27 protein-coding genes are annotated in these 22,671 nt (G+C 68.8%); 24 read left to right on the top strand and 3 right to left on the bottom strand.

Annotated elements, in window-relative coordinates:
• The 15 genes from UK23_RS07015 to dprA all read left to right on the top strand — a co-directional run.
• A partial coding sequence (locus UK23_RS07015) for a type II CAAX prenyl endopeptidase Rce1 family protein (protein ID WP_045310561.1) occupies positions 1 to 223 on the top strand: 223 nt, incomplete at its 5' end.
• The gene (locus UK23_RS07010) at positions 223 to 954 is read left to right on the top strand and encodes a LamB/YcsF family protein (RefSeq protein ID WP_045310560.1); all 732 of its coding nucleotides are present in this window, start codon (positions 223 to 225) and stop codon (positions 952 to 954) included. The genes UK23_RS07015 and UK23_RS07010, both read left to right, overlap by 1 nt.
• Before the next feature lie 125 nt (positions 955 to 1,079).
• Positions 1,080 to 1,523, top strand: coding sequence for a 30S ribosomal protein S16 (gene rpsP / locus UK23_RS07005; protein WP_045310559.1), 444 nt, complete (start codon positions 1,080 to 1,082; stop codon positions 1,521 to 1,523).
• Positions 1,520 to 1,759, top strand: coding sequence for an RNA-binding protein (locus tag UK23_RS07000; RefSeq protein ID WP_030468017.1), 240 nt, complete (start codon positions 1,520 to 1,522; stop codon positions 1,757 to 1,759). The genes rpsP and UK23_RS07000 overlap by 4 nt, the downstream gene beginning before the upstream one ends.
• An 18-nt stretch (positions 1,760 to 1,777) precedes the next feature.
• A complete protein-coding gene (gene rimM, locus UK23_RS06995) occupies positions 1,778 to 2,293 on the top strand; it encodes a ribosome maturation factor RimM (protein WP_045310558.1) in 516 nt (171 codons plus the stop codon).
• Positions 2,283 to 3,029, top strand: a complete 747-nt coding sequence (trmD, locus tag UK23_RS06990) for a tRNA (guanosine(37)-N1)-methyltransferase TrmD (RefSeq protein ID WP_045310557.1) — start codon at positions 2,283 to 2,285, stop codon at positions 3,027 to 3,029. The genes rimM and trmD overlap by 11 nt, the downstream gene beginning before the upstream one ends.
• Positions 3,030 to 3,181: 152 nt before the next feature.
• The gene (gene rplS / locus UK23_RS06985) at positions 3,182 to 3,541 is read left to right on the top strand and encodes a 50S ribosomal protein L19 (RefSeq protein WP_045310556.1); all 360 of its coding nucleotides are present in this window, start codon (positions 3,182 to 3,184) and stop codon (positions 3,539 to 3,541) included.
• A 3-nt stretch (positions 3,542 to 3,544) separates the two neighbouring features.
• A complete protein-coding gene (gene lepB, locus UK23_RS06980) occupies positions 3,545 to 4,285 on the top strand; it encodes a signal peptidase I (RefSeq protein WP_082114466.1) in 741 nt (246 codons plus the stop codon).
• Positions 4,286 to 4,289: 4 nt separating this feature from the next.
• Complete coding sequence (gene lepB / locus UK23_RS06975) at positions 4,290 to 5,153, top strand: signal peptidase I (RefSeq protein WP_045310555.1); 864 nt, start codon at positions 4,290 to 4,292, stop codon at positions 5,151 to 5,153.
• Positions 5,150 to 5,941 (top strand): ribonuclease HII, encoded by a 792-nt coding sequence (locus UK23_RS06970; RefSeq protein ID WP_045310554.1) that lies wholly within the window; start codon positions 5,150 to 5,152, stop codon positions 5,939 to 5,941. The genes lepB (UK23_RS06975) and UK23_RS06970 overlap by 4 nt, the downstream gene beginning before the upstream one ends.
• Complete coding sequence (locus UK23_RS06965) at positions 5,941 to 6,264, top strand: DUF2469 domain-containing protein (RefSeq protein ID WP_030468024.1); 324 nt, start codon at positions 5,941 to 5,943, stop codon at positions 6,262 to 6,264. The genes UK23_RS06970 and UK23_RS06965 overlap by 1 nt, the downstream gene beginning before the upstream one ends.
• Positions 6,265 to 6,453: 189 nt before the next feature.
• On the top strand, positions 6,454 to 6,825 hold the full coding sequence (locus tag UK23_RS06960; RefSeq protein ID WP_082114469.1) for a YraN family protein: 372 nt from the start codon (positions 6,454 to 6,456) through the stop codon (positions 6,823 to 6,825).
• Between the two features lies 1 nt (position 6,826).
• The gene (locus UK23_RS06955) at positions 6,827 to 8,347 is read left to right on the top strand and encodes a YifB family Mg chelatase-like AAA ATPase (RefSeq protein ID WP_045310552.1); all 1,521 of its coding nucleotides are present in this window, start codon (positions 6,827 to 6,829) and stop codon (positions 8,345 to 8,347) included.
• Between the two features lie 639 nt (positions 8,348 to 8,986).
• Complete coding sequence (locus UK23_RS53605; RefSeq protein ID WP_231114405.1) at positions 8,987 to 9,157, top strand: hypothetical protein; 171 nt, start codon at positions 8,987 to 8,989, stop codon at positions 9,155 to 9,157.
• A 199-nt stretch (positions 9,158 to 9,356) separates the two neighbouring features.
• Positions 9,357 to 10,442, top strand: coding sequence for a DNA-processing protein DprA (gene dprA / locus UK23_RS06945; protein ID WP_231114404.1), 1,086 nt, complete (start codon positions 9,357 to 9,359; stop codon positions 10,440 to 10,442).
• Here the strand turns inward: dprA and UK23_RS06940 are convergent, their stop codons facing one another.
• Positions 10,443 to 12,461, bottom strand: coding sequence for a SecDF P1 head subdomain-containing protein (locus UK23_RS06940; protein ID WP_045310551.1), 2,019 nt, complete (start codon positions 12,459 to 12,461; stop codon positions 10,443 to 10,445).
• Positions 12,458 to 12,931 carry a hypothetical protein gene (locus UK23_RS06935; RefSeq protein ID WP_052684437.1) on the bottom strand — a complete coding sequence of 158 codons (474 nt, stop codon included), beginning with the start codon at positions 12,929 to 12,931 and terminating at the stop codon, positions 12,458 to 12,460. The genes UK23_RS06940 and UK23_RS06935 overlap by 4 nt, the downstream gene beginning before the upstream one ends.
• Before the next feature lie 208 nt (positions 12,932 to 13,139).
• Here UK23_RS06935 and UK23_RS06930 point away from each other — a divergent pair, with 208 nt between their 5' ends.
• On the top strand, positions 13,140 to 14,117 hold the full coding sequence (locus tag UK23_RS06930; protein WP_045310550.1) for a tyrosine recombinase XerC: 978 nt from the start codon (positions 13,140 to 13,142) through the stop codon (positions 14,115 to 14,117).
• Complete coding sequence (locus tag UK23_RS06925) at positions 14,092 to 15,102, top strand: FliA/WhiG family RNA polymerase sigma factor (protein WP_045310549.1); 1,011 nt, start codon at positions 14,092 to 14,094, stop codon at positions 15,100 to 15,102. The genes UK23_RS06930 and UK23_RS06925 overlap by 26 nt, the downstream gene beginning before the upstream one ends.
• A 1,465-nt stretch (positions 15,103 to 16,567) precedes the next feature.
• Here UK23_RS06925 and UK23_RS06920 read toward each other — a convergent pair.
• Complete coding sequence (locus tag UK23_RS06920; protein WP_045310548.1) at positions 16,568 to 17,047, bottom strand: M23 family metallopeptidase; 480 nt, start codon at positions 17,045 to 17,047, stop codon at positions 16,568 to 16,570.
• A 352-nt stretch (positions 17,048 to 17,399) separates the two neighbouring features.
• Here UK23_RS06920 and rpsB point away from each other — a divergent pair, with 352 nt between their 5' ends.
• From rpsB to UK23_RS06885, 7 genes are all read left to right on the top strand, one after another.
• Positions 17,400 to 18,245, top strand: coding sequence for a 30S ribosomal protein S2 (gene rpsB / locus UK23_RS06915; protein ID WP_045310547.1), 846 nt, complete (start codon positions 17,400 to 17,402; stop codon positions 18,243 to 18,245).
• A 72-nt stretch (positions 18,246 to 18,317) separates the two neighbouring features.
• Complete coding sequence (tsf, locus tag UK23_RS06910) at positions 18,318 to 19,133, top strand: translation elongation factor Ts (RefSeq protein WP_045310546.1); 816 nt, start codon at positions 18,318 to 18,320, stop codon at positions 19,131 to 19,133.
• A gap of 121 nt (positions 19,134 to 19,254) precedes the next feature.
• Complete coding sequence (gene pyrH, locus UK23_RS06905) at positions 19,255 to 19,965, top strand: UMP kinase (protein WP_045310562.1); 711 nt, start codon at positions 19,255 to 19,257, stop codon at positions 19,963 to 19,965.
• Between the two features lie 57 nt (positions 19,966 to 20,022).
• Positions 20,023 to 20,580, top strand: a complete 558-nt coding sequence (frr, locus tag UK23_RS06900; protein ID WP_045310545.1) for a ribosome recycling factor — start codon at positions 20,023 to 20,025, stop codon at positions 20,578 to 20,580.
• 69 nt (positions 20,581 to 20,649) lie between these two features.
• Positions 20,650 to 21,507, top strand: a complete 858-nt coding sequence (locus UK23_RS06895; protein WP_045310544.1) for a phosphatidate cytidylyltransferase — start codon at positions 20,650 to 20,652, stop codon at positions 21,505 to 21,507.
• A 41-nt stretch (positions 21,508 to 21,548) separates the two neighbouring features.
• Positions 21,549 to 22,085: an RNA polymerase sigma factor gene (locus UK23_RS06890; protein ID WP_045310543.1), complete on the top strand. Its 537-nt coding sequence runs from the start codon at positions 21,549 to 21,551 to the stop codon at positions 22,083 to 22,085.
• A complete protein-coding gene (locus tag UK23_RS06885) occupies positions 22,082 to 22,618 on the top strand; it encodes a hypothetical protein (RefSeq protein ID WP_045310542.1) in 537 nt (178 codons plus the stop codon). Before UK23_RS06890 ends, UK23_RS06885 begins: the two co-directional genes overlap by 4 nt.
• The last annotated feature ends 53 nt before the right edge of the window (positions 22,619 to 22,671 follow it).

Raw genomic sequence — 22,671 nt, 5'->3', positions numbered from 1 at the left:
ACGCCAGGGCTGGAGCAGGTGGGCCGCGTTCGTGCTCACCACGGTGATCTTCGCGGTCAGCCACCTCGAACCCCACCGCACGTGGCTGCTGCTCGTGATCGCCATCCCCATCGGCATCGCCCGCCTCGTCACGAGAAAGCTCGGGGCGAGCATCGTGGTGCACGTGATGAACAACTTCCTCCCCGGCCTCACCCTCCTCCTGATGTCCGCCGGGGTCATGTGATGGACCTGAACAGCGACCTCGGCGAGGGCTTCGGCATCTGGAAACTCGGCGACGACGCAGCACTGCTGGGCATCATCACCAGCGCGAACGTCGCGTGCGGCTTCCACGCGGGCGACCCGTCGACCATGCGCAAGGTGTGCGAGGAAGCCGCCAGGAACGGCGTCAAGATCGGTGCCCAGGTCTCCTACCGCGACCTGGCGGGGTTCGGACGGCGGTTCATCGACGCCGACCCGACAGAGCTCGCCGACGAGGTCCTATACCAAATCGGCGCGCTCGACGCGTGCGCACGAGCAGCAGGCACCGAGGTCGTCTACGTGAAGCCGCACGGCGCCCTCTACAACGCCACGGTGCACCACGAGAAGCAGGCAGAAGCCGTGGTCAACGGCACCAAGGCGTTCAAGGACCTGCCCATCCTCGGCCTGCCGGGCTCCCAGCTGCTCGTCAAAACCGAGGAAGCCGGGCTCAGGCCAGTGCAGGAAGCGTTCGCCGACCGCGGCTACACCCCGCAGGGCACGCTGGTTCCGCGCAGCGAGCCGAACGCCCTGCTCACGAACACCGCGCAGATCGTCGAACGGGCGACCAGGCTGCTTCAGGGGGAACTCGTCGCGGTCGACGGCACGATCATCAAAACCCAGGCCGAGTCTCTGTGCGTGCACGGCGACACGCCGGGCGCGGTCGAGCACGCGCGAGCCGTGAAAGACGCCCTCAAGGCCGTCACGGCGTTCGTGTAGAGCCCCGATTCGGATCCACCAGCTCCCATCTGGCACAATCGCTGGTTGTTCCGCCGTGGTCGGCCCCTCTGCCCGAGCCGCGGCTGTGCGAACCACCAACACAGAGTTCAAGGAGTACCAGGCCCGTGGCCGTCAAGATCAAGCTTCAGCGTCTCGGCAAGATCCGTCAGCCGTACTACCGCATCGTGGTCGCCGACGCGCGCACCCGTCGCGACGGCAAGGCGATCGAGACGATCGGCAAGTACCACCCCAAGGAAGAGCCGTCGTTCATCGCGGTCGACTCCGAGCGCGCGCAGTACTGGCTGGGTGTCGGCGCGCAGCCGACCGAGTCGGTGCAGCGTCTGCTCGAGATCACCGGTGACTGGCAGAAGTTCAAGGGCCTGCCGGGCGCCGAGGGCACGCTCCGCGTCAAGGAGCCGAAGACCTCCAAGGCCGACCTGTTCGCCGCCGCTCTGGCCGCCGCGAACGAGGAGCCGATGACCGAGGCCACCACGCCGAAGGCGAAGAAGGCCCGCAAGGCCGACGAGGCCCCCAAGGCTGACGCCGAGGCGACCAAGGACGAGGCGTGAGTTTGTTGGCTGACGCCCTCGAACACCTCGTTCGCGGCATCGTCGACCACCCGGACGACGTCCGGGTGAACCTCGTCACGACCCGCCGCGGCCGCACCCTCGAGGTCCACGTCCACCCGGACGACCTCGGCAAGGTGATCGGTCGTGGCGGTCGCACCGCGACGGCTCTGCGCACCGTGATGGCCGGCATCGGCGGTCGTGGTGTGCGGGTCGACGTCGTCGACACCGACCGCTGAGAACGAGTTTTCAGGGCAATGGACGTAGTTGTCGGCCGTGTGGCCAAAGCGCACGGGATCACCGGCGAACTAGCCGTTGACGTGCGCACTGACTCTCCCGATCTGCGATTCGCGATCGGGGCGACGATGCAGGCGAAACTGCGCGACGGCACGTCTCGAAGCCTCACCGTGTCAGCCGCCCGGCCTCATGCCGGGCGGCTGCTCGTGCGTTTCGAGGAAGTCGTCACGCGTGATGTCGCGGAGTCGCTGCGCGGCACGGTGCTGCTGGGCAGCACCGACGACCTGCCGCCGAACGACGACCCGGACGAGTTCTACGACCACGAGCTCGAAGGGCTCACGGCCGAGCTGGCCGACGGCACGAAGCTCGGCACGGTCAAGGAGATCCTGCACGGCCTCGGTGGCGAGCTGCTCGTGATCGTTCGCGATGGCGGGGAAGTGCTCGTGCCGTTCGTGCGCGAGATCGTGCCCACTGTGGACGTTCGCGGCGGCCGCGTCGTCGTGACACCGCCAGAGGGCCTGCTCGATGCAGATTGACGTCGTCACGATCTTCCCGGAGTACCTGGCGCCGCTGCGTGCCGCGTTGCTCGGGAAGGCGATCGACAAGGGCCTGATCAGCGTCGGTGTCCACGACCTGCGCGACTGGACGCAGGACGTGCACAAGGCCGTCGACGACAGCCCGTACGGCGGCGGTCCCGGCATGGTCATGAAGCCAGACATCTGGGGCCAGGCGCTCGACGACGTGTGCACGGACTCGACGCGCCTGATCGTCCCGACGCCGGCCGGACGCCCGTTCACGCAGGCGCTCGCGCACGAATACGCGTCCGAGTCGCATCTCGTGTTCGCGTGCGGCCGCTACGAGGGCATCGACCAGCGTGTAGTCGATGACGCCGCACGGCGCGTGCGCGTCGACGAGGTGTCCATCGGCGACTACGTGCTGGTGGGCGGTGAAGTCGCGGTGCTCGCCATCGTGGAAGCGGTCGCTCGGCTGCTGCCTGGTGTGCTCGGCAACCCGAAGTCGCACGCCGAGGACTCGTTCCAGGACGGGCTGCTCGAAGGCCCGAGCTACACGCGGCCGGAGGTGTGGCGCGAGCTCGCCGTGCCGGACGTGCTGCGGTCCGGGAACCACAAGCTGATCAACCGCTGGCGGCGTGACCAATCGCTCGTCAGGACCTTTGAAAGGCGTCCTGACCTGCTGGAATCGTTGCCTGCGGAAGCGTTCGACAAGCACGACCGGGCTCTGCTCTCGCGCCTGCGCGAGGGCGGGGAGTAGCCCGATTTCGTTCCGGAGTGCCTGGTCTGGCACACTGGACCAGTTGCCGCACCCGGTGTCACACCGGCGTGCGCACCAAGCCGAGCCCCCATCATGTCGTGCACTGTCATGGAACATGCTCTGGGGAGTTCAAGACACGTGAGGAACCACCGATGAACATCCTGGACGCAATCGACGCCCAGTCGCTGCGCTCTGACATCCCGAGCTTCCGCGCGGGTGACACGCTCAAGGTTCACGTCCGCGTCATCGAGGGCTCGCGCGAGCGCGTCCAGGTGTTCCAGGGCGTCGTGATCCGTCGCCAGGGTGGCGGCATCCGCGAGACCTTCACCGTCCGCAAGGTCTCGTTCGGTGTCGGCGTCGAGCGCACCTTCCCGGTGCACTCCCCGAACATCGCCGAGATCGAGGTCGCCATCCGCGGTGACGTGCGTCGCGCCAAGCTGTACTACCTGCGCGACCTGCGCGGCAAGGCTGCGAAGATCAAGGAGAAGCGCGAGGCCAAGCCGGTCTCCTGATCGGTGGCTTCGAGCCCAGAAGACTTCGAGGACGCCTCCGCACCGGATGAACCGGAGCGGGGGCGTACTCCTGTCTGGAGAGAAATCCTCTACGTCGTCGTGACGGCCGTCGTGCTGACGGTGCTGATCCAGGCGTTCGTGGCGCGGGTCTACGTGATCCCCTCGGCGTCGATGGAGAGCACGCTGCACGGCTGCACCGGCTGCGAGAACGACAGGGTGCTGGTCGACAAGCTCACCTACCGGTTCAGCGACGTCGAGCCGGGTGAGGTGGTCGTGTTCCGCGGCCCCGAGGCGTGGACCGCGCACGACTTCCGCGCCGCGCCGTCCACGAACCCCGTTGCGCGCGTTGCGCAGAACATCGGATCGTTGCTGGGCATCGCGCCCGCGAACGAGCGCGACTTCGTGAAGCGCGTGATCGCACTGCCAGGTCAGACGGTGATGTGCTGCGATGAGCAACACCGTGTCGTCGTGGACGGCAAACCGCTCGATGAGCCGTACATCCACTGGCAGCCCGGAACAACGCCGGCGGACCACGAGCCGTTCGCTCCCGTGCTCGTGCCGGAAGGGCGGTTGTTCGTAATGGGGGACAACCGGATGAACTCGACGGACTCACGCAAACAGGGCGGCGGGGGCGTTGCGGGCACGATCCCGATCGAAAACGTCATCGGGAAGGCGCGCTACATCGTTTTCCCGAAAGATCGGTGGAGTGTTGTGTCGGATCACAACCCGCAGCCCCTAGGCTGATCTCGTGGTTGACGTCGATCCAGAGCAGACCCCGTCCAGTGACGAGCCGAGTTCGGACGCTTCGGGTAAACCTTCGAAGAAGAAGAAAAAGGGCAACTTCTGGAAGGAACTGCCGGTCCTCATCCTGGTCGCGTTCGGCCTCGCGATCGGTATCCAGATCTTCCTCGGCCGTGTCTACATGATCCCGTCGGAGTCGATGGAAGCGACGCTGCACGGGTGCACCGACTGCTACGGCGACCGGGTGCTGGTGGACAAGGTCACCTACCGCTTCACCGAGCCGTCGCCGGGCGACGTGATCGTGTTCCGCGGGCCGCCGTCGTGGCAGAACGACTTCATCACCGACGAGCCGGGCAACCCGATCTCGCAGGGGTTGTCGTGGCTCGGGTCCCTGATCGGTCTGCCCTCGGCGAACGAGGAGGACTTCGTCAAGCGCGTGATCGCCGTCGGCGGGCAGACCGTGAAGTGCTGCGACGAGCAGAACCGCGTGACGGTGGACGGCAAGCCGCTCGACGAGCCGTACAAGCACTACGACGAGGGCTCCGAGGCCGTGCAGGAGTCGTTCGAGGAGCTCAAGATCCCGGACGGGATGTTGTTCGTGCTCGGCGACAACCGCAACCACTCGTGCGACTCGCGGTGCCAGGGGCAGGGCGGCCTGAACGGGCTCGTGCCGGTGGACGACGTGATCGGCAAAGCGCGCGTGATCGTGCTGCCTCCGTCGAGGTGGGGCGGGGTGACGGACCACAACCCGCAGGCCGTTTCGATGGGTGCGCCGGGCTGGCAGCAGAACGTCCCGCTGGGCATGGGTATCGTCGCCGCGTGGCCGCTTCTGCTGCTGGGACGTCGAGTGCGAGACCGATTCCGCCGATGACGATGCTGTTGCCGCCCCGCGCGGTCGTGCGGGGCTCGTCGGGGAACTGGGCGTTGCAGGGCACGCTGGAGCGGCGTGGGCTGGGTCCCGTGGCAGGTGTGGACGAGGCGGGGCGTGGGCCGTGCGCAGGGCCGTTGGTGATCGCGGCGTGTGTCCTTCGACCGGGTGACGCTGCGCGGTTCGAGGGCCTGAACGACTCGAAGCTGATGACGGCTTCTGCCCGCGACCGGATGTACGACCTGGTGCTGAAGCGTGCCGTGGATCACTCGGTGATCGTCGTGTCGCCCGCCGAGATCGACTGGCTGGGCATCCACGTGATGAACCTCGAGGGCATGCGGCGCGCGGTGGCGCAGATGGCGACGCATCCTGGATACGTGCTGACGGACGGTTTCAAGGTGCCCGGGATGCCGGCGCCGAGCGTCGCGGTGATCAAGGGCGACCAGGCGGCGGCGTGCGTGGCGGCGGCATCTGTGCTGGCCAAGGTCACGCGAGACCGGATCATGGCCGATCTGCACACGCGTTATCCCCAGTACGGCTTCAACGAGCACAAGGGCTACTGCACGCCGGACCACACGGCGGCGTTGATGGAACACGGCCCGTGTGCGGAGCATCGCTGGTCGTATGTAAATGTGGCAGCGGCGGCGTCGAAGCACGGTCTCGCCGCGCCGCACAGGGTGGCGCGCGGTACGACCGTGACCGCCGTGGTCCAGAATGATGCGACCCCGGCTGACGCCGGGGAGCTCGCGACGAGTGAGGGCGCGGAGCAGATGACCCGCGCGGAGGCGTAATGAGTGCAGAGGATCTCGAGAAGTACGAGACCGAGATGGAGCTGTCGCTGTACAAGGAGTACCGCGACATCGTCAGCCAGTTCTCGTTCGTCGTGGAGACCGAACGGCGTTTCTACCTGGCCAACTCGGTGGACGTGCAGGTGCGCAACGCCGATGGCGAGGTGTACTTCGAGGTGCGCATGTCGGACGCGTGGGTGTGGGACATGTACCGCCCCGCCCGGTTCGTCAAGAACGTTCGTGTCATCACGTTCAAGGACGTGAACGTGGAGGAGCTGGACAAGCCGGACCTGCGCCTGCCGGAAAGCGGGCCGTTCCCGACGTAGTGGTTTTCGGTGTGGGTGGCGCTGGGGGCCACTAGCACACCCCACCGACAATTCGGCCGTTCCAACATCGACAACGGCCGAGTTGTCCACAGCCGCTGAGTTGTCCACAGATTCCCCTCAGCCCGGCACCCCACCCCGCCCCACCCTGCAAGGTCGTACCCAACGACCCGCAGGGAGGCGAGGACAGTGGTGGCACAGGAACTGGTCGAGACCAGGCAGCAGGAGCTGGGCCGGCAGGGCGAGGACCTGGCGTGCACGTACCTGGAGGGGCAGGGCCTCGTCGTCCTGTCCCGCAACTGGACGTGCCGCGACGGCGAGCTCGACGTGGTGGCCGTGGAGGGCGACCGCCTGGTCGTCTGCGAGGTCAAGACCCGGTCCGGTCCCGTGTGGGGCCGCCCGGACGAGGCCGTCGACCAGCGCAAGCTCTCCCGTCTGCGGCGAACGGCCCTGCGCTGGCTCGCCAAACACGGTGTGGGCTGGTGCCCCGTCCGCGTCGACCTGATCTCGGTCACCTGGCCACCAGGCGGTTCCCCGCACCTGCAACACCTGCGGGGAGCCTGACGTGGGCCTCGCGCAGGCGTGGTCGGTCGCCCTCTACGGCGTCGACGGCCTGGCGGTCGAGATCGAGGCCGACGTGGGCGTTGGCCAGCCCCGCACGCATCTCCTCGGTCTGCCCGACGCCTCCTTGCACGAGTCGAAGGAGCGCGTCAAAGCCGCCGTCCGCAACAGCGAGGAGGAGTGGCCGAAGCAGCGCATCGTGCTGGGCCTCTCCCCGGCCAACCTCCCCAAGGGCGGCTCGAGCTACGACCTGGCCATAGCCTGCGCGACTTTGGCCGCGGCGGGATCCGTGCCGCTCGACCGCCTCGCCAGCACGGTTCTGCTGGGCGAACTGGCACTGGACGGCCGAATCCGCCCGGTCCGAGGCGTACTGCCCGCGCTGCTGGCCGCTCGCCGTGCCGGTCTGCGCAGCGCGATCGTCCCGGCGGACACCTTGCCCGAGGCGGGCCTGGTGGACGGCATGACGGTGCTGGGCGCGCTGACCCTCACCGAAGTCCTGGCCTGGCTGCGCGCCGAGAGCACAGATCTCCAACCGCCACCGGAAGCAGCTTCGCCTGCGACGCCGGACGTCCCGGACCTGGCCGACGTGGTGGGCCAGCCGGAAGCCCGCTGGGCCCTGGAAGTAGCGGCCGCGGGTGCCCACCACCTCCTGCTGACCGGTCCTCCCGGCACCGGCAAGACGATGCTGGCCGAACGCCTGCCGGGCCTGCTCCCACCCCTGACCCGAGAAGACGCCCTGGCTGTCACGGCGGTCCACTCGGTGGCCGGCACGCTCTCCTCCGACTATCCGCTGGTGGCCGTCCCACCGTTCGTCGACGTCCACCACACCACGTCCATCGCCGCCCTGATCGGCGGCGGCAGCGGCATGGCCAAACCAGGCGCCGCCTCCCGAGCCCACAAGGGCGTCCTCTTCCTGGACGAGGCCTGCGAGTTCGGCCAGAAGACGATCGACACCCTCCGCACGGCCCTGGAGTCCGGCGAGGTCCGCATCCCGCGCCGCGACGGCATAGCCCGCTACCCGGCCCGCTTCCAGCTCATCCTCGCCACCAACCCGTGCCCGTGCGCCCCGCCCAAGGAAGTCGACTGCATCTGCACCGCCACAGTCCGCCGCCGCTACCAGGCCCGCCTCTCCGGCCCGCTGCTGGACCGCGTGGACCTCCGAGTCCGAATGCGAGCCACCACAGCCATGACCAACGCCGACGCCCGCCCACCCGAACCCACCGCGATCGTCCGCGAACGAGTCCTCAAAGCCCGCTCCCGAGCCGCCACCCGCTGGTCGGCCCACGGCCACACCTGGCCCACCAACGCCCAAGTCCCAGGCCCGGCCCTGCGCCGCGAGTTCGCCCTCCCACGCCAATCCACCACCCTCCTGGACCGAGCCCTCGCCACCGGCGCCCTGACCGGCCGAGGCGCCGACCGCTGCCTCCGAGTCGCCTGGACCCTCGCCGACCTGGCCGAGTCCGACCGCCCCACAGCCGACCACGTGGCCGCCGCCCTCCAATTCCGAGAACGCCGCCAAACCTGACCCACCCCACCGCGCCCGCCGCCCTGACCACGACAGGCACTGGCCGCCCGGCCCCTTGAACAGCCGGTCGCGGAGCAATCGAGCCCCTGCTCCGCGACCGGCCCCGGCCGAGCGGGTCGCCCGCACACCCCCAGCGGGCGACCCGCTCACCCAACCAATCCACCCACCTGCGTCAGGCGCACCTGCCGTCGCCCCGACACCACGCCCGCCCATCCCCCAATGCCGCCGGGCGCGGAGCCCCACTCCCACTCCGCGCCCGGCACCCACCTCCGGCTCGGCATTTGTCCCCTGATTTGGCCCCACCCTCTAACCGGGCGACCACCCGCGACCCGCCATCCAGCCCTCAGCCCTGGCACAAACCCACAACTGATGTACGGGTCCCCGCCGTGGCGTCACCCCTGATCCGCCGCACCTCGGTGCAGGTTTCCGAGCCGCCGGACGCTGAGCCTCCTGCCTCGGCTCGCGTCCGGCTCCTGGGCGGGCCGTTCGCCCAGTCCCCAGCGAGCGGCCCGCCCACCGCCCGAATCTCGAACAGGAGCCCAACCATGACCACCCTTCTCGCCCGAGCCGCCTCCACCCCGGCATACGCTGGGCCCGCCCTCCTCCACCTGCCCTGCACAGTCCGCCACCGCTCCTCCGGTGCCAGCCCGCCCCGCCAATGGCTCCCCGCCCCCTGGCACCGATGGCTCCCCTGGTGGTGGTTCCGGTGAGCGCTCCGCCGACCCGACCTCCAACGGCACCACCAACTGCGTCTCCGACCCAGCCACCAACCACGCCACCAACGGCGTCGCTGACCACGTCGTCGACTGAGCGGCCGACCCAGCCACGAATTGCGCCACCAACTACGTCGACGGCGTCACCGACAGCACCACCGACAGCACCACCGACTGAGCCACCAGTTGCGTCGTCTGTGGAGCCGTCGACCGAACCGCGGACCACGCCACCCACAGCACCAGCGGCCGCGTCTCCGGCTGATGCTGTTCGCCTGGCCAGGGCCTACCTCTCCCGCGTGGCCGAGCCCTATCCGGCGGCGCTCGCGGCACTGGTCGCCGAGGTCGGGCCGATCGATGCCGCGGAGATGGTGCGGGCCGGCGAAGTTTCGCCGTCTGTTGCGAGCCAGACCTCGGCGCGGCGCACCGAGGAGCGCGTGCACGAAGACCTCGAGCTCATCGGCAAACGTGGTGGGCGCTTGCTGATTCCCGAGGACGACGAGTGGCCGCGATGGCCGTTCGTCGCGCTGGGAAATGTGGCCGGGCAGCGGTGTGGGGGCGAGCCGTTGGCGTTGTGGGTGCGCGGGCCGCACGACCTCGCGGAGGCTGCGGAGAAGGCTGTGGCGATCGTCGGGTCGCGGGCGGCCAGCGGCTATGGCGAGCATGTGGCCGGTGAGTTCGCGTACGGGTTGGCGGAGGCGGGTGTGACTGTCGTGTCCGGTGCCGCGTACGGGATTGACGGCGCGGCTCACCGGGGTGCGCTGGCGGCCGGTGGGCTGACGGTCGCGGTGCTGGCGTGCGGCGTGGACTTCGCTTATCCCGCTGGGCATCAGGGGTTGCTCGGAAGGATCGCGCGGGAAGGGCTGATCGTCAGCGAGTACCCGCCTGGGGTCACGCCCGCGCGGCATCGGTTTCTCACGCGCAACCGGCTCATCGCCGCGCTCGGTGGCGGCACCGTGGTCGTGGAGGCGGGGCGGCGCAGTGGGGCCAAGAACACGGCTGCCATCACGAAAGCATTGGGACGGCCCTTGATGGTGGTGCCCGGGCCGGTGACGTCGGCCAGTTCGGTCGGGTGTCACGAGTTGTTGCGGGATCGGCAGGCCGATTCGGTCTGTTCGGTGGCCGAGATCATCGAGTCGGTGGGGCGGTTCGGGGACGACCTCGCCACCGAACCCGCCGAGAAGGAGAGCGAACTCGGTGCGCCGCAAGGAGAAGCCATGCGGGTGTACGAGGCGCTGGGCAAGCGGTGCGCGGTCGGTGACGAGGTCGTGTCGGTGGAGTCAGGCGTGCCGTTGGAGCGGGTTCGGGCGTTGTTGCCCGAGTTGGAGCTCGCCGGTCTGGCGCGGCAGCTCGACGGCGGCTGGCAGAAGCTGGAGGTGAGGTGATCAGGTGCCGCGGATGGCGTCCGCGAACTTCCTGGCCTGGTCGAGGGTCGTGAACGGGCCCGGGAGCTGCGCCGAGTCGCCGGTCAGCGGCTGGGAGATCTCGGGCGCGGAGAGAAGTTCGTCGTCGACGAGGAAGGCGATGCGCTTGCCGACGTTCGCCCGAGTCAGCTCTTCCCAGCGTTGCCGGCCTTCGGAGGTGAACTCGATGCGAATGGCATAACCCGTGGTGGTGTTCTCGGCAGTGGCGTCTTCGATGTCCGCTGTGGATAGAGACGGTGGGGCCAGCGTCAGCTTCTCGCTACCGTCGGCGGCGCACTTCACGTTGTCTGACAACGGTTTGGAGCAGTCGTCGGCGTACGCCACGGCCGAGCCCGTGACCACGCGGAACTCGGCGCGTGCCCGGTTCAGCGGTGTGGTCGAACGCGTCGTCCACAGCGCCGTCAACGCGATCAGCACTGCCACCACGGCGAATGCCGCCGGCCGGAGCGTTCGGGTGCGGCGGTGGTGCGGGACGGCGAGCGTGGCCGCGACCACCAGGACGGTGAGGATCGACCAGAACGTGAAGCCGAAGTCGGCGGCCATCTTGTGGGCGACGTCGGACTGCGGTGTGGCGGACTGGCAGATCGGCACCGCCTTGGCTTCCTCCGTCGGGCAGGCGAGGTAGACGCCGCGCAGGCGGGCCGACCACGTCCACAGGACGGCGAACAGCCAGCCGCCGGCCACGCAGGCCGACGGGACCGCGAACCGGAGGAAGGCGGGCACTCGGGCAGCGCCGGGATCGGACTGCCGCCAGGAGGTGCTCAGCGCGTCGAGCCACCAGCACAAGCCGAGCACGCCGAGGGCGAGAGGAAGGAGTACGGACGGCGCGATCGGGATGCCGATCGGGGCCTGGTCGAAGATCCGGGTGTAGAGCGGCAGGTGGCTGCCGATCACCAGGCCGGACAGCAGTGCGGCCGCGGTCAGGAACGGGCGCAAGCGGTTGCGGTCCTCCTGCCAGGCGCCGCGCCACAGGTAGAAGGCGGCGAACAAGGTGAGCGGAATGCCGATCAACACGCCGGTGATGACCGGGGTCGCCTTGTCCTCGGTGCTGCCGCTGAGGAGGAGGTCCTGCAACGTGACGAAGGCGGCGCCCGCTGCGGCGGCGCCGAGGAAGGCCTGACCGATGGGTGAGGCCAGCAGGCGCATCGGGTTCGTCAGGGCCTGGGAGCGTTCGTCGGCGCCAGGGTGGCGACGCAACCAGGTGCGGATGACGGAGCGCGTCTGCGCGGTTTCGTGAACCTGGACGGCGGCCAGCAGGCCTTCCACGCCGTACTCGGCGGCGTGCAGGTCAGCCGAGTGTTCGCGGGCACGCAGGAAGGCGCGCGCGATCAGTTCGGTGAGAAGGGTCAGCGCGACCAGGCGGAAGGTGCTCACGAGGAAGGAGGTGACGTCACCGCGGTCGAACTGGACGTTCAGCCACAGCACCAGCAGCGCGAAGAAACCCGTGCTGAGGTTCGAGAACCGCAGCACGCTGGCCAGCTGGTACCACCACAGGTCGCCTGCGTGCACGTGTGCGAGCTCATGGCGCACCACTGCGTCGAACACCGCCTTGCGCTCGCCGGGCATCGAGTGCAGCGCCAGGATTTCCGGGCCGAGCACGACGATCGGCTTGCGGGGCGCACCGGTGACGTAGGAACGGCTGCCCAGGCGTTTGCCGAGGCGGATGTCCACGTGGCGCGAAGGGTTGACCTGCGTGACGAGGTCCGTGACGGCGTTGGCGGCGTCGCGCAGGCCCGATTCGGCGAGAGGAACGGATCGCCGGATGCGGATCGCCGTGTAGATGCCGTAGACGGCGAGGCCCGGCGCCAGCAGCATCTGCAGTTTCTGCAGCAGGCCACCGGCGCCGCCCCTTTCGAGGCCGGACAACCAGTTCGCGACGAAGAAGACGTTGAGCAGCACCGTCGCCGCGAGGAGGAGAAGCAGGAGGATCATCTCGGACGGAAAGGCCCTGGGGTTGACCTGCGTCTTCGCTTCCGTCATCTGGAGGCACCACCGGACTCGCGGCCCGTGTCCAGGTCGTTGTCGCGCAGCACGAGGGCGGCGACGACGGCGTCGGCGAGCGCCTCGGCCTTCTGCCGCTTCATGCCGAGCGAGAGCGCGCGCTCAAGGGCGATCTGGCGCACTTCGGCCAGCTGGGACGTGGTGAGCTCCGTCGACGGCAGTGCCAGCGGTTCTTCCGGCTTGCCGCGGACTTTCCGCCAGGTCCTGCGCAGGGCGCTGGTCGTTCCGTCGCGCACCGCCTTGCCGACGCTGTCGGAGACCGCCGTGATCACGCTGCCCGAGACGAGGGCGATCACGGGCGTCGCCATCGCGACGATGTCGCCCAAGCCGAAGCCCAGTGGGTCGTCGTAAGCCCGGCGCAGCCTGCGTTCGGCCTGTTCAGGGGTCTCCAGGTAGGGAGCGGCGACGATGTCGAAGGAAGGCAGCTCCTCGGGAGCGATCTTCCGCACGACTCGGCGGGCTAGCTCGTCGGCTGTTCGGACGGTGGTGCTGGCTACCATCGCTACTCCGAAAGGTGATCTGTGCGTGCCACCAAACCCCTGGTCGTCACAGGGAGTTGAAACGTTATCGTGTTCCTGATCATGAGAGCGCTCTCAAATGGCGCGAGGGTGTGGCGATACTTGACCAAACGCCCCGACTGGCGCAGCGTCTTGGCCTATGTCCCCGCCGCCGCATGGTCGGACACGCCGTGTCGATCTCGTTCGCCTGCGCGAAAAACTGCCGGCGTCCGTCGCAGACGTGTTGCGGCAGTACGAACGGCACCTGACTTTGGAGCGTGATCTGTCGCCGCACACCGTTCGTGCGTACATCGGCGATTCGGTGGCGCTGCTTGGACATGTCGCGGGGAATAACCCTGAACAGGTCGATGTCGCACGCATCGACCTGCCGAGCTTGCGCTCATGGCTTGCCGCACAACGCACAGCCGGTGCCAGCCGCACCACGCTCGCACGACGCGCTGCCGCGGCGCGCACGTTCACCGCGTGGGCGCATCGTGCTGGGCATTTGACGGCGGATCCGGGGCCGCGTCTCGCCGCGCCGCGACCACATCGGACGTTGCCGTCCGTGTTGCGCGAAGACCAGGCGAAGGACGCGTTGAGCGCCGTATCCTCTGGCGCTTCCGAAGGCGATCCGGTTGCGCTGCGTGATCAGGCCGTGGTGGAGTTGCTGTACGCCACAGGTATCCGCGTGGCCGAACTCTGTGGTCTTGATCTCGACGACGTGGACTACTCCCTAAGGGTGATTCGGGTTCTGGGCAAAGGTGGACGCGAGCGCAGCACGCCGTTCGGCGTGCCGGCCGAGCGAGCGCTGCGGCGGTGGCTGGACGAAGGCCGAAACGCCCTGGTAGCACCGGATTCGCCGCCGGCCCTGTTCCTCGGCGCTCGCGGCGGCCGGCTGAACCAGCGGGCCGTTCGCACGCTGGTGCACGAGGTGGTCGCCGTGGTACCGGATGCGCCGGACATCGGGCCGCACGGGTTGCGCCACTCCGCTGCGACCCATTTGCTGGAAGGAGGAGCGGACCTGCGCACCGTCCAAGAACTGCTTGGTCACGCTACGCTCGCAACGACTCAGCTTTACACACACGTCACTGTCGAACGGCTGAAGGCGATCCATGACCGAACCCACCCCCGTTCCTGACGCCGCAGGGGGAGGATCGCGTACGGCGACCGTGCCCCCTGAACCCGTGGTGCCCGCACCAGCTGCGAAGCAGGCGAGCAACGGGCACCGTCAGAACGGCGCGCCGCGCACCGAGGCGAGCACCGGGGAGACTGCAGAGCCCGGTGCGGATACGCATGTCAACGGCACGCCCGCGGCCGTTCCGGCCGCTGCCGTGACGCGCGCGGACGCCAGGTCCGGTGACGACGTCGAGGCCGGCATCGTCGCGCTGTGGCGCAGCTACGGCGAGTCGCACGACCAGGGCCAGCGCGACCGACTGGTGCTGCACTACGCGCCGCTGGTCAAGTACGTCGCCGGTCGCGTCGGTACCGGCCTGCCCGCCCACGTGGACGTGGCCGACCTGATCCAGTCCGGCATCTTCGGCCTGGTCGACGCGATCGAGAAGTTCGAGCCGGAACGCGGCCTCAAGTTCGAGACCTACGCCATGCAGCGCATCCGCGGCGCGATCCTCGACGACCTCCGCTCCCAGGACTGGGTGCCGCGCTCGGTCCGCAGCCGCGCCCGCGACGTCGAGCGCGCCCTGGAACGCCTCGGCGCCAAGTTGCAGCGCACGCCCACCGACCGCGAGCTCGCCGCAGAGCTCAAGATCGGCCTGGCGGAGCTGCGCGAGCTGTACGGCCAGCTGCAGCTCACCAGCGTCGTCGCCCTGGACGAGCTGATCGCCCCGAACAAGGGCGGCTCCTCCCTGGCGGAGTCGCTGCCGGACGACGCCGCCGAAGACCCGGTGGCATCGCTCGTCGACCAGGACAGCCGCCGCCAGCTCGCTGACGCGATAGCCCAGCTGGCCGAGCGCGACCGCGTCGTCGTGACCCTCTACTACTTCGAGAACCTGACCCTCGCCGAGATCGGCAAGGTCCTCGGCGTGACCGAGTCCAGGGTCTGCCAGCTGCACACCCGCGCCGTTCTACGCCTGCGCACCAAGCTCAACGAGCAGTCCGAGGCCTGACCGCGCCTCCTCCCTCACCCGCAACCCGGCCGTAGCCGGGCTGCCACACGGCCGCACCGTCACGCCGCCGCACGCCGGGATCGCCCCGCGCGGACGCGTTGAGAAGCCGTACGAGCCTCACGAGCATTCCTTCACACCTCTTTCCGCCCCTTGCCAGGGCTAATTCACTCGAACGGGTGGGTCTTGGAGTTGCTCCAAGCACGCCGAGTGCCCGTCACAGCCAGTGCACGCCAACGGGTTGGGCAGAGCGCTGAGTACGTGCGGCGGTCAGGACGGCTGGCGTGCCACGAGCGGGCACAGGTCGCGGTTGGGGCGAAATGGGCGTGGGTGGGTTCGCTGGCTGACTGCTGGCCAGCGAGGGAGGGCGTGCGGTGAGGCTGAGGTGACGGGAGGCGGCCGATGAACGTGATTGCGGGTTCGGCCTAGCTTCTGAGCAGGTGTGGGAGGTCGGGACGGCTGGTGTGAGGAGGGCGCACGGGTCGTGGGTGGGCGAAGCGGTGTCGGTGGGACGAAGGAGCGCGGCTGGGTTCGTTGGGGTGGTGGCTGGTCTGCGGGCGTGCGGTCGCGGGGCTGTCGGAGGTAGCGATGGGCGTGACTGTGGTTCCGCCGGGGCTTGGGCACGTGCGGGGAAGGTGAGGGCGCCTGGCGTGCGGTGGGGCACCGGTCGTGGTGGGGCGATGGTGCGGTGGGTCGTTGGCTGATCGCTGATCTGCGCAGCGAGGGCGTGCGATGGACGGGGTCTTGGGGTTGCCAATAGACGTGACTGCGGGCTTCGGCAGGGCTTTGGGCACGTGAGGGTCGGTCGGGGCGGCTGGTGCGCGCGGCGGGGACTGGGGTTGTGGGGGCGAAGTGGTGCGGCTGGGTTCGTTGGGGTGGTGGCTGGTCTGTGTGGTGGGGCGTGCGGTTGGCGGGGGCTGCCGGCGGTAGTAGCGAGGAGCGTGCCTGCGGGCTTCGGCAGGGCGTTGGGCATGTGCGATGTGCGGAGCGGCTGGGGTGTGGCGGGGGTGCGGGTTGTGGGGGCGAAATGGTGCGGGTGGGTTCGTTGGCTGGTGGCTGAACTGCGATACGCAGGGTGTGGTGAGAAGGCGGTTGGCGGCGGTCGGCGAGCGTGATTGCGGGTGTGGTTGAGCTGCTGGCCGGGTGCGGTGAAGGGGTGCGGGTGTGGCTGAGCTGCTGGCCACGTGCGGTGAAGGGGTGCGGTGGTGGCTGAGCCGCTGGCCGTGTGCGGTGAACGGGTGCGGGCCTGGCTGGGCGGTGGTGGCCGGACGGGGCGTGCGGGGCCAGGGGGTGAAGAGGTGCCGGGAGGCGGGTGGACGCCGACGGGCGTGGCCGCCTCCCGGCAACCTGGCGGGCGCTTGCGGCGCGCAACGGGGACGCGCCGCCGAATCAACCGCCGGCGGGAGCGGCGGGAAAGCGCCCTATCGGGGCGCTGCGGGTGGGGGGCGCGCCGCCCGCAGCGGAGGTTTTAGCTACCGCGAGGTGGGGCGGCCGGGTTCAGGGGGAGCAGGCGGATGCGGCCCCAGAGCACCAGGCGCAGCGGGTTCAGGTACTCGTCGCCGCGGCGGACGCCCCAGTGCAGGCACGGTGAGGCGCAGTGGCCCTCCTGCAGGTGCCCGATGACGTCGCCCCGCCGCACCGGACGACCTGCCACGACAGCGGGCGTGACCGGTTCGTAGGTCGTGCGCAGGCCGTTGGCGTGCTGCAGGGACACCAGGGTCCGAGCCGCGACGGCGCCCGCGTAGACCACCACGCCGTCGCCTGCGGCCAGCACCGGCGAGCCAGGAGCTGCGGACAGGTCGGCGCCCCGGTGACCAGGCCCGAACGGGGACGCAGGCGCGTCGAACGAGCGCACCACCGGGTGCGGTGGAGGCAGCGGCCAGGAGAAGCGGGCAGGGGAGGGGGCCAGCAGGGTCGTGAGCACCAGGGCGGTGGGGAGGAGGGGCATGGGTCAACGGTCTGGCAAAGGTCGCGGTGGGACCAGCGGGTATCGGGGAACTGTGGACAACTCGCCGGTTGTGGATAACTACCGGCGGTGAGCAGGGGGCGATTCGAAGTTTGTCGGGGGTGGGGAGTAGACTTTTGGGCGCGTCCCGTCTGTCGCGGGACGACTTCGCGTGCCAACGCAGATCCGACCAGCTGATCCCAGCAGGGTCGAGTCACGACGTCCGACGGTCCTGACGGTGCAGAGATGCTCCGCGGGTGCGGACGGCGGCATGGGCACCAGGGCTTCGAGCCACCGGCTCGGGGCGGCAACCGAACGACGCGCGAGCGTCCTACAGATGAGGTGCGAACCGGCCATGGCCGTCGTAACCATGAAGCAGCTGCTTGACAGCGGCGTGCACTTCGGGCACCAGACCCGGCGCTGGAACCCGAAGATGAAGCGCTACATCTTCACCGAGCGCAACGGCATCTACATCATCGACCTGCAGCAGACGCTGACCTACATCGACCGGGCTTTCGAGTTCGTCAAGGAGACGGTCGCGCACGGCGGGTCGATCCTGTTCATCGGCACCAAGAAGCAGGCGCAGGAGGCCATCGCCAACGAGGCGCTCCGCGTCGGCATGCCCTTCGTGAACCAGCGCTGGCTGGGCGGCATGCTCACCAACTTCTCGACGGTCCACAAGAGGCTTCAGCGCCTCAAGGAGCTCGAGTCGATGGAGCAGACCGGCGGTTTCCAGGGTTTCACCAAGAAGGAAATCCTGATGATGAACCGTGAGAAGGACAAGCTGGAGCGCACGCTCGGCGGTATCCGCGACATGTCCAAGGTGCCCAGCGCCGTGTGGATCGTGGACACCAAGAAGGAGCACATCGCGGTCGGTGAGGCTCGCAAGCTGAACATCCCGATCGTCGCGATCCTCGACACCAACTGCGACCCGGACGAGGTCGACTACCCGATTCCGGGTAACGACGACGCCATCCGTTCCGCCGCCCTGCTGACCAAGGTCGTGGCCGAGGCCGCCGCCGCCGGTCTCATGCAGCGGTCCGGTGGCCGCCGCGACGCCGCGGACGGCCAGGACAAGCCCGAGGTCGCGACCGACGAGCCGCTGGCGGAGTGGGAGCAGGAGCTCCTCACCACCAACGCCGCCGTCGCGACTGAGGCCCCGGCCGAGGCAGCCCCGGCCGAGCAGCCCGTCCAGTCCTGATCTCCCCCACGCGGCGCCCGCACACCAGCGGGCGCCGCGTGACTCAAGCGCGTACATCGCAGAAGGAAAACGATGGCGAACTACACCACCGCGGACGTCAAGAAGCTCCGCGAGCTGACCGCCGCCGGCATGATGGACTGCAAGAAGGCGCTGGACGAGGCTGACGGCGACTTCGAGAAGGCCGTCGAGATCCTGCGCATCAAGGGCGCCAAGGACGTCGGCAAGCGCGCCGAGCGCACCACGTCCAACGGCCTGGTCGCGGTCAAGGACGGCGCGATGGTCGAGCTGCGCTGCGAGACCGACTTCGTGGCCAAGAACGCCGACTTCATCGCGCTGGCCGACGACATCGTCGCGCTCGCCAAGGCCAACAAGGTCGCCGACGTCGAGGCCCTCAAGGCCGTCGAGGTCGATGGCAAGACCGTGGACGCGCTGGTCCAGGAGTTCTCCGCCAAGATCGGCGAGAAGCTCGAGCTGGCGAAGGCCGTCGACTACGACGGCACCGTCTCGGTCTACCTGCACAAGCGTGCCGCTGACCTGCCGCCGGCCGTCGGCGTGCTGGTCGAGTACACCGGTGACAACGCCGAGGTCGCCAAGGGTGCCGCGATGCAGATCGCCGCGATGCGCCCGAAGTACGTCACGCGTGAGGACGTTCCCGAGGAGCTCGTCGCCAACGAGCGCCGCATCGCCGAGGAGACCGCTCGCGAGGAGGGCAAGCCGGAAGGCGCGCTCCCCAAGATCGTCGAGGGTCGCGTCAACGGTTTCTTCAAGGACGTCGTGCTCCTCGAGCAGGCTTCCGTGACCGACAGCAAGAAGACGGTCAAGGCTCTTCTGGACGAGGCCGGCGTGACGGTTACCCGTTTCGCTCGGTTCGAGGTCGGCCAGAGCTGATTCGCATGAGGGCGGGGTTGCAGGTACCAGCGACCCCGCCCTTGGCGTGTCTAGGAACTTCCCAAAGGCGCGAGGTGAGGGACCAGTGAGCGAAGAAGGTAGCCACGGCTACAACCGGGTGATGCTCAAGCTCGGTGGTGAGATGTTCGGCGGCGGTGGCGTCGGCGTCGACCCCGACGTCGTCCAGACAGTGGCCAAGCAGATCGCGGCCGTCCACAAGTCCGGCGTGCAGGTGGCCGTCGTGATCGGTGGTGGCAACTTCTTCCGCGGGTCCGAACTCCAGCAACGCGGCATGGACCGGTCGCGCGCCGACTACATGGGCATGCTCGGCACGGTCATGAACTGCCTGGCGCTGCAGGACTTCCTGGAACGCGAGCACGGCATCGACACCCGCGTGCAGACCTCCATCCAGATGACGCAGGTCGCCGAGTCCTACATCCCCCGCCGCGCGATGCGCCACCTCGACAAGGGCCGCGTCGTGATCTTCGGCGGTGGCGCGGGTCTGCCGTACTTCTCCACCGACACGACGGCCGCCCAGCGCGCGTTGGAGATCGGCTGCGAGATCGTCCTGATGGCCAAGGCCGTCGACGGCGTTTACACCGCCGACCCCAAGATCGACCGCGACGCGTTGATGTTCGACAACATCACCCACCGCGAAGTGCTGGAACGCGGCCTCAACGTCGCCGATGCCACGGCCTTCAGCCTCTGCATGGACAACAACATGCCGATCCTCGTCTTCAACCTCCTCACCGAGGGGAACATCGCGCGCGCGGTGCGTGGTGAGAAGATCGGCACCCTGGTCAGCACCCCCGGTGGCCGCCCGGCGTTCTAGACCTGCTGGGATCTGATCAGGAACCGGGAAGAAGCACACGCAGAGCAAGGAGCAGTCGTGATCGACGAGACCCTCCTCGACGCCGAGGAGAAGATGGAAAAGGCGGTTTCGGTCGCGAAGGAGAACCTCTCCTCCGTCCGAACCGGTCGTGCGACTCCCTCGATGTTCAACCGCATTCACATCGACTACTACGGCTCGATGACGCCGCTGAACCAGATGGCCAGCATCACGGTCCCCGAGGCGCGCATGGCGGTCGTGAAGCCGTACGACGCGGGCCAGCTGAACGCGATCGAGAAGGCGATCCGGGACTCCGACCTGGGCGTCAACCCGAGCAACGACGGCACCATCATCCGCATCGTCATCCCGCAGCTCTCCGAGGAGCGCCGCCGGGACATGGTGAAGGTCGCGAAGCAGAAGGGCGAGGACGCGCGCGTATCCGTCCGCGGTGTCCGCCGCAAGGCGAAGGAAGAGATCGACAAGCTCGTCAAGGACGGCGAGGTCGGCGAGGACGACGGTGCTCGTGGGGAGAAGGAGCTCGACGCTCTGACCCACAAGTACACCGCGCAGATCGACGAGCTCGTGAAGCACAAGGAATCCGAGCTTCTCGAAGTCTGATGTTCCTGTTGGTTTCGCCCGGCCGAGTCGCGCCGCAGGCGTGAATGCCCTGGCCGGGCGGAGGTCGTGATGGGAGCACAGGTGGCAGGCGGTCCCGCGGAGGTGCCCGCGTCGAAGCCGTCGCGCGCGGGACGTGACCTGCGTTCGGCGATCCTGGTCGGCGTCGGGCTCGGTGCCGTGATCATCGTGTCGTTGCTGACCGTGCGGCAGACCTTCATCGCCATCGTCGCGGCAGCCGCGGCGGTGGCGACGTGGGAGCTCGCGTCCGAGCTCAAGAAGAGCGGCATCAACGTCGCTCTGTGGCCGGCGCTGATCGGCGGCCAGGCGATCATCTGGTTGTCCTGGCCGTATGAACGCGCGGGCATCACGACCGCCTTCGTGATCACCGTCCTGGTGTGCATGGCGTGGCGGTTCCGCGGCGGCTCGGACGGTTATCTGCGCGACCTCAGCGCATCCGTGTTCACCGTCGCGTACGTCCCGCTGATGGCGGCGTTCGCGGCGATGCTCGTCGTGCCCGAGAAGGACGGTGCGGGCCGCGCGTTCGCGTTCCTCATCGGTGTCGTGCTGTCCGACGTAGGCGGTTACGCGGCCGGTGTCTTCCTCGGCAAGCACCCGATGGCGCCGACGATCAGCCCGAAGAAGTCCTGGGAGGGCTTCGGCGGCTCGCTGGTCGCCGGCATGGTCGGCGGTGCCCTCACGCTGACGCTGCTGCTCGACGGCCAGTGGTGGCACGGCGTGCTGTTCGGTGCCGCGCTCGTCGTCACGGCCACGGCTGGCGATCTGGTCGAGTCGCTGATCAAGCGCGACCTCGGCATCAAGGACATGGGCACGCTGCTGCCCGGTCACGGCGGGATCATGGACCGGATGGACTCGCTGCTGCCGTCCGCCGTCGCCTCCTGGCTGCTCCTGCACCTCTTCATCCAGTAAGTCCCGGTGACGTTTTCCGCGCAACGCCGCAAGTAGTGGTTGTGAGAGACCACGACGCACTGGCGGCGTTCGAGCGGATCTACCGCGACAACGTCGGCGCGATCACCCGGTTCTTCGCGCGACGGTGCGTGGATCCGCAGCTCGTCGGAGACCTGACCGCGGACACCTTCGTCCGCGCGATGACGTCGTTCGCCACGTTCGACGCGGCCAGGGGGTCCGCGTCGAGCTGGTTGTTCGGCATCGCCCGGCACACCTTCGCCGCGCACGCCGAGCAGTCCGCGAAAGGCGGCGAGCTGGTGCGCAGGGTCGGCGGCCGGCGTGAGCTCGACCGCGACGAACTCGCCGAGCTCGAAGCCCGCATCGACGCCGAACGGCCCGGCCGCGCATTGCTGGAACGGCTCGCGGAACTGCCGGAACTCGACCGCGAGGCGATCGAGCTCGTGCACCTCGGCGGTCTCTCTCCCAAGGAAGCCGCGGTTGCGCTCGGCGTGCCCAAGGGAGCGATGCGGACCCGTCTGTACCGCGCCACGGCACGTCTGCGCGCAGTCGTCGAGGACGATGAGGTGGAGGCGCGATGAGCAAGTTCGAGGACAACCTCTGGGGCGACCTGAAGCACGAGCACGCTGCTGAGCTGCTGCAGTCCGTTGCCACGCAACGACGTCTGCGCACGCGCCGATGGGTCGGCATAGCAGCAGGCGTGGTCGTACTGGGCGCCACGGCCGTGGTCGCACCCGTCTACTTCGGTGGCACGCCACCCGCGTACGCCGTGGTCGACAACCCGGACGGCTCGGTGACGCTGACCATCCACGAGCTGCAGCGGTTCGAGGAAGCCACCGCGAAGCTGCGGGAGAAGGGCGTTCCGGCGATCGTGGTGCCGTTGCGCGAAGGCTGCCCGCGACCGGCGCCAGGGCCGGACGAGCCGCTGGGCCTGGTGAAGATCGAGTCCTCGGAGGAGGGGACCAAGATCACGGTCGTGCCCGGCGAGATCTCCGCGGATGCGACTGTGGTGCTGGCGACGGCACCGGCTGAGGGGGACCGCTGGATCATCGCCGGCGGGACCTACTCCCGGGAGAAGCCGCCGAGCTGTCTTCCGATGCCGAGCCGCCGCTAGGGCCACCAGGAACCACCTCAGGCGCGACTCTCATCGACCCCGGACTTCGATAC

Source organism: Lentzea aerocolonigenes (genome assembly GCF_000955955.1).
GTDB lineage: Bacteria > Actinomycetota > Actinomycetes > Mycobacteriales > Pseudonocardiaceae > Lentzea > Lentzea aerocolonigenes_A.
This window is presented reverse-complemented; position numbering and strand designations above follow the sequence as displayed.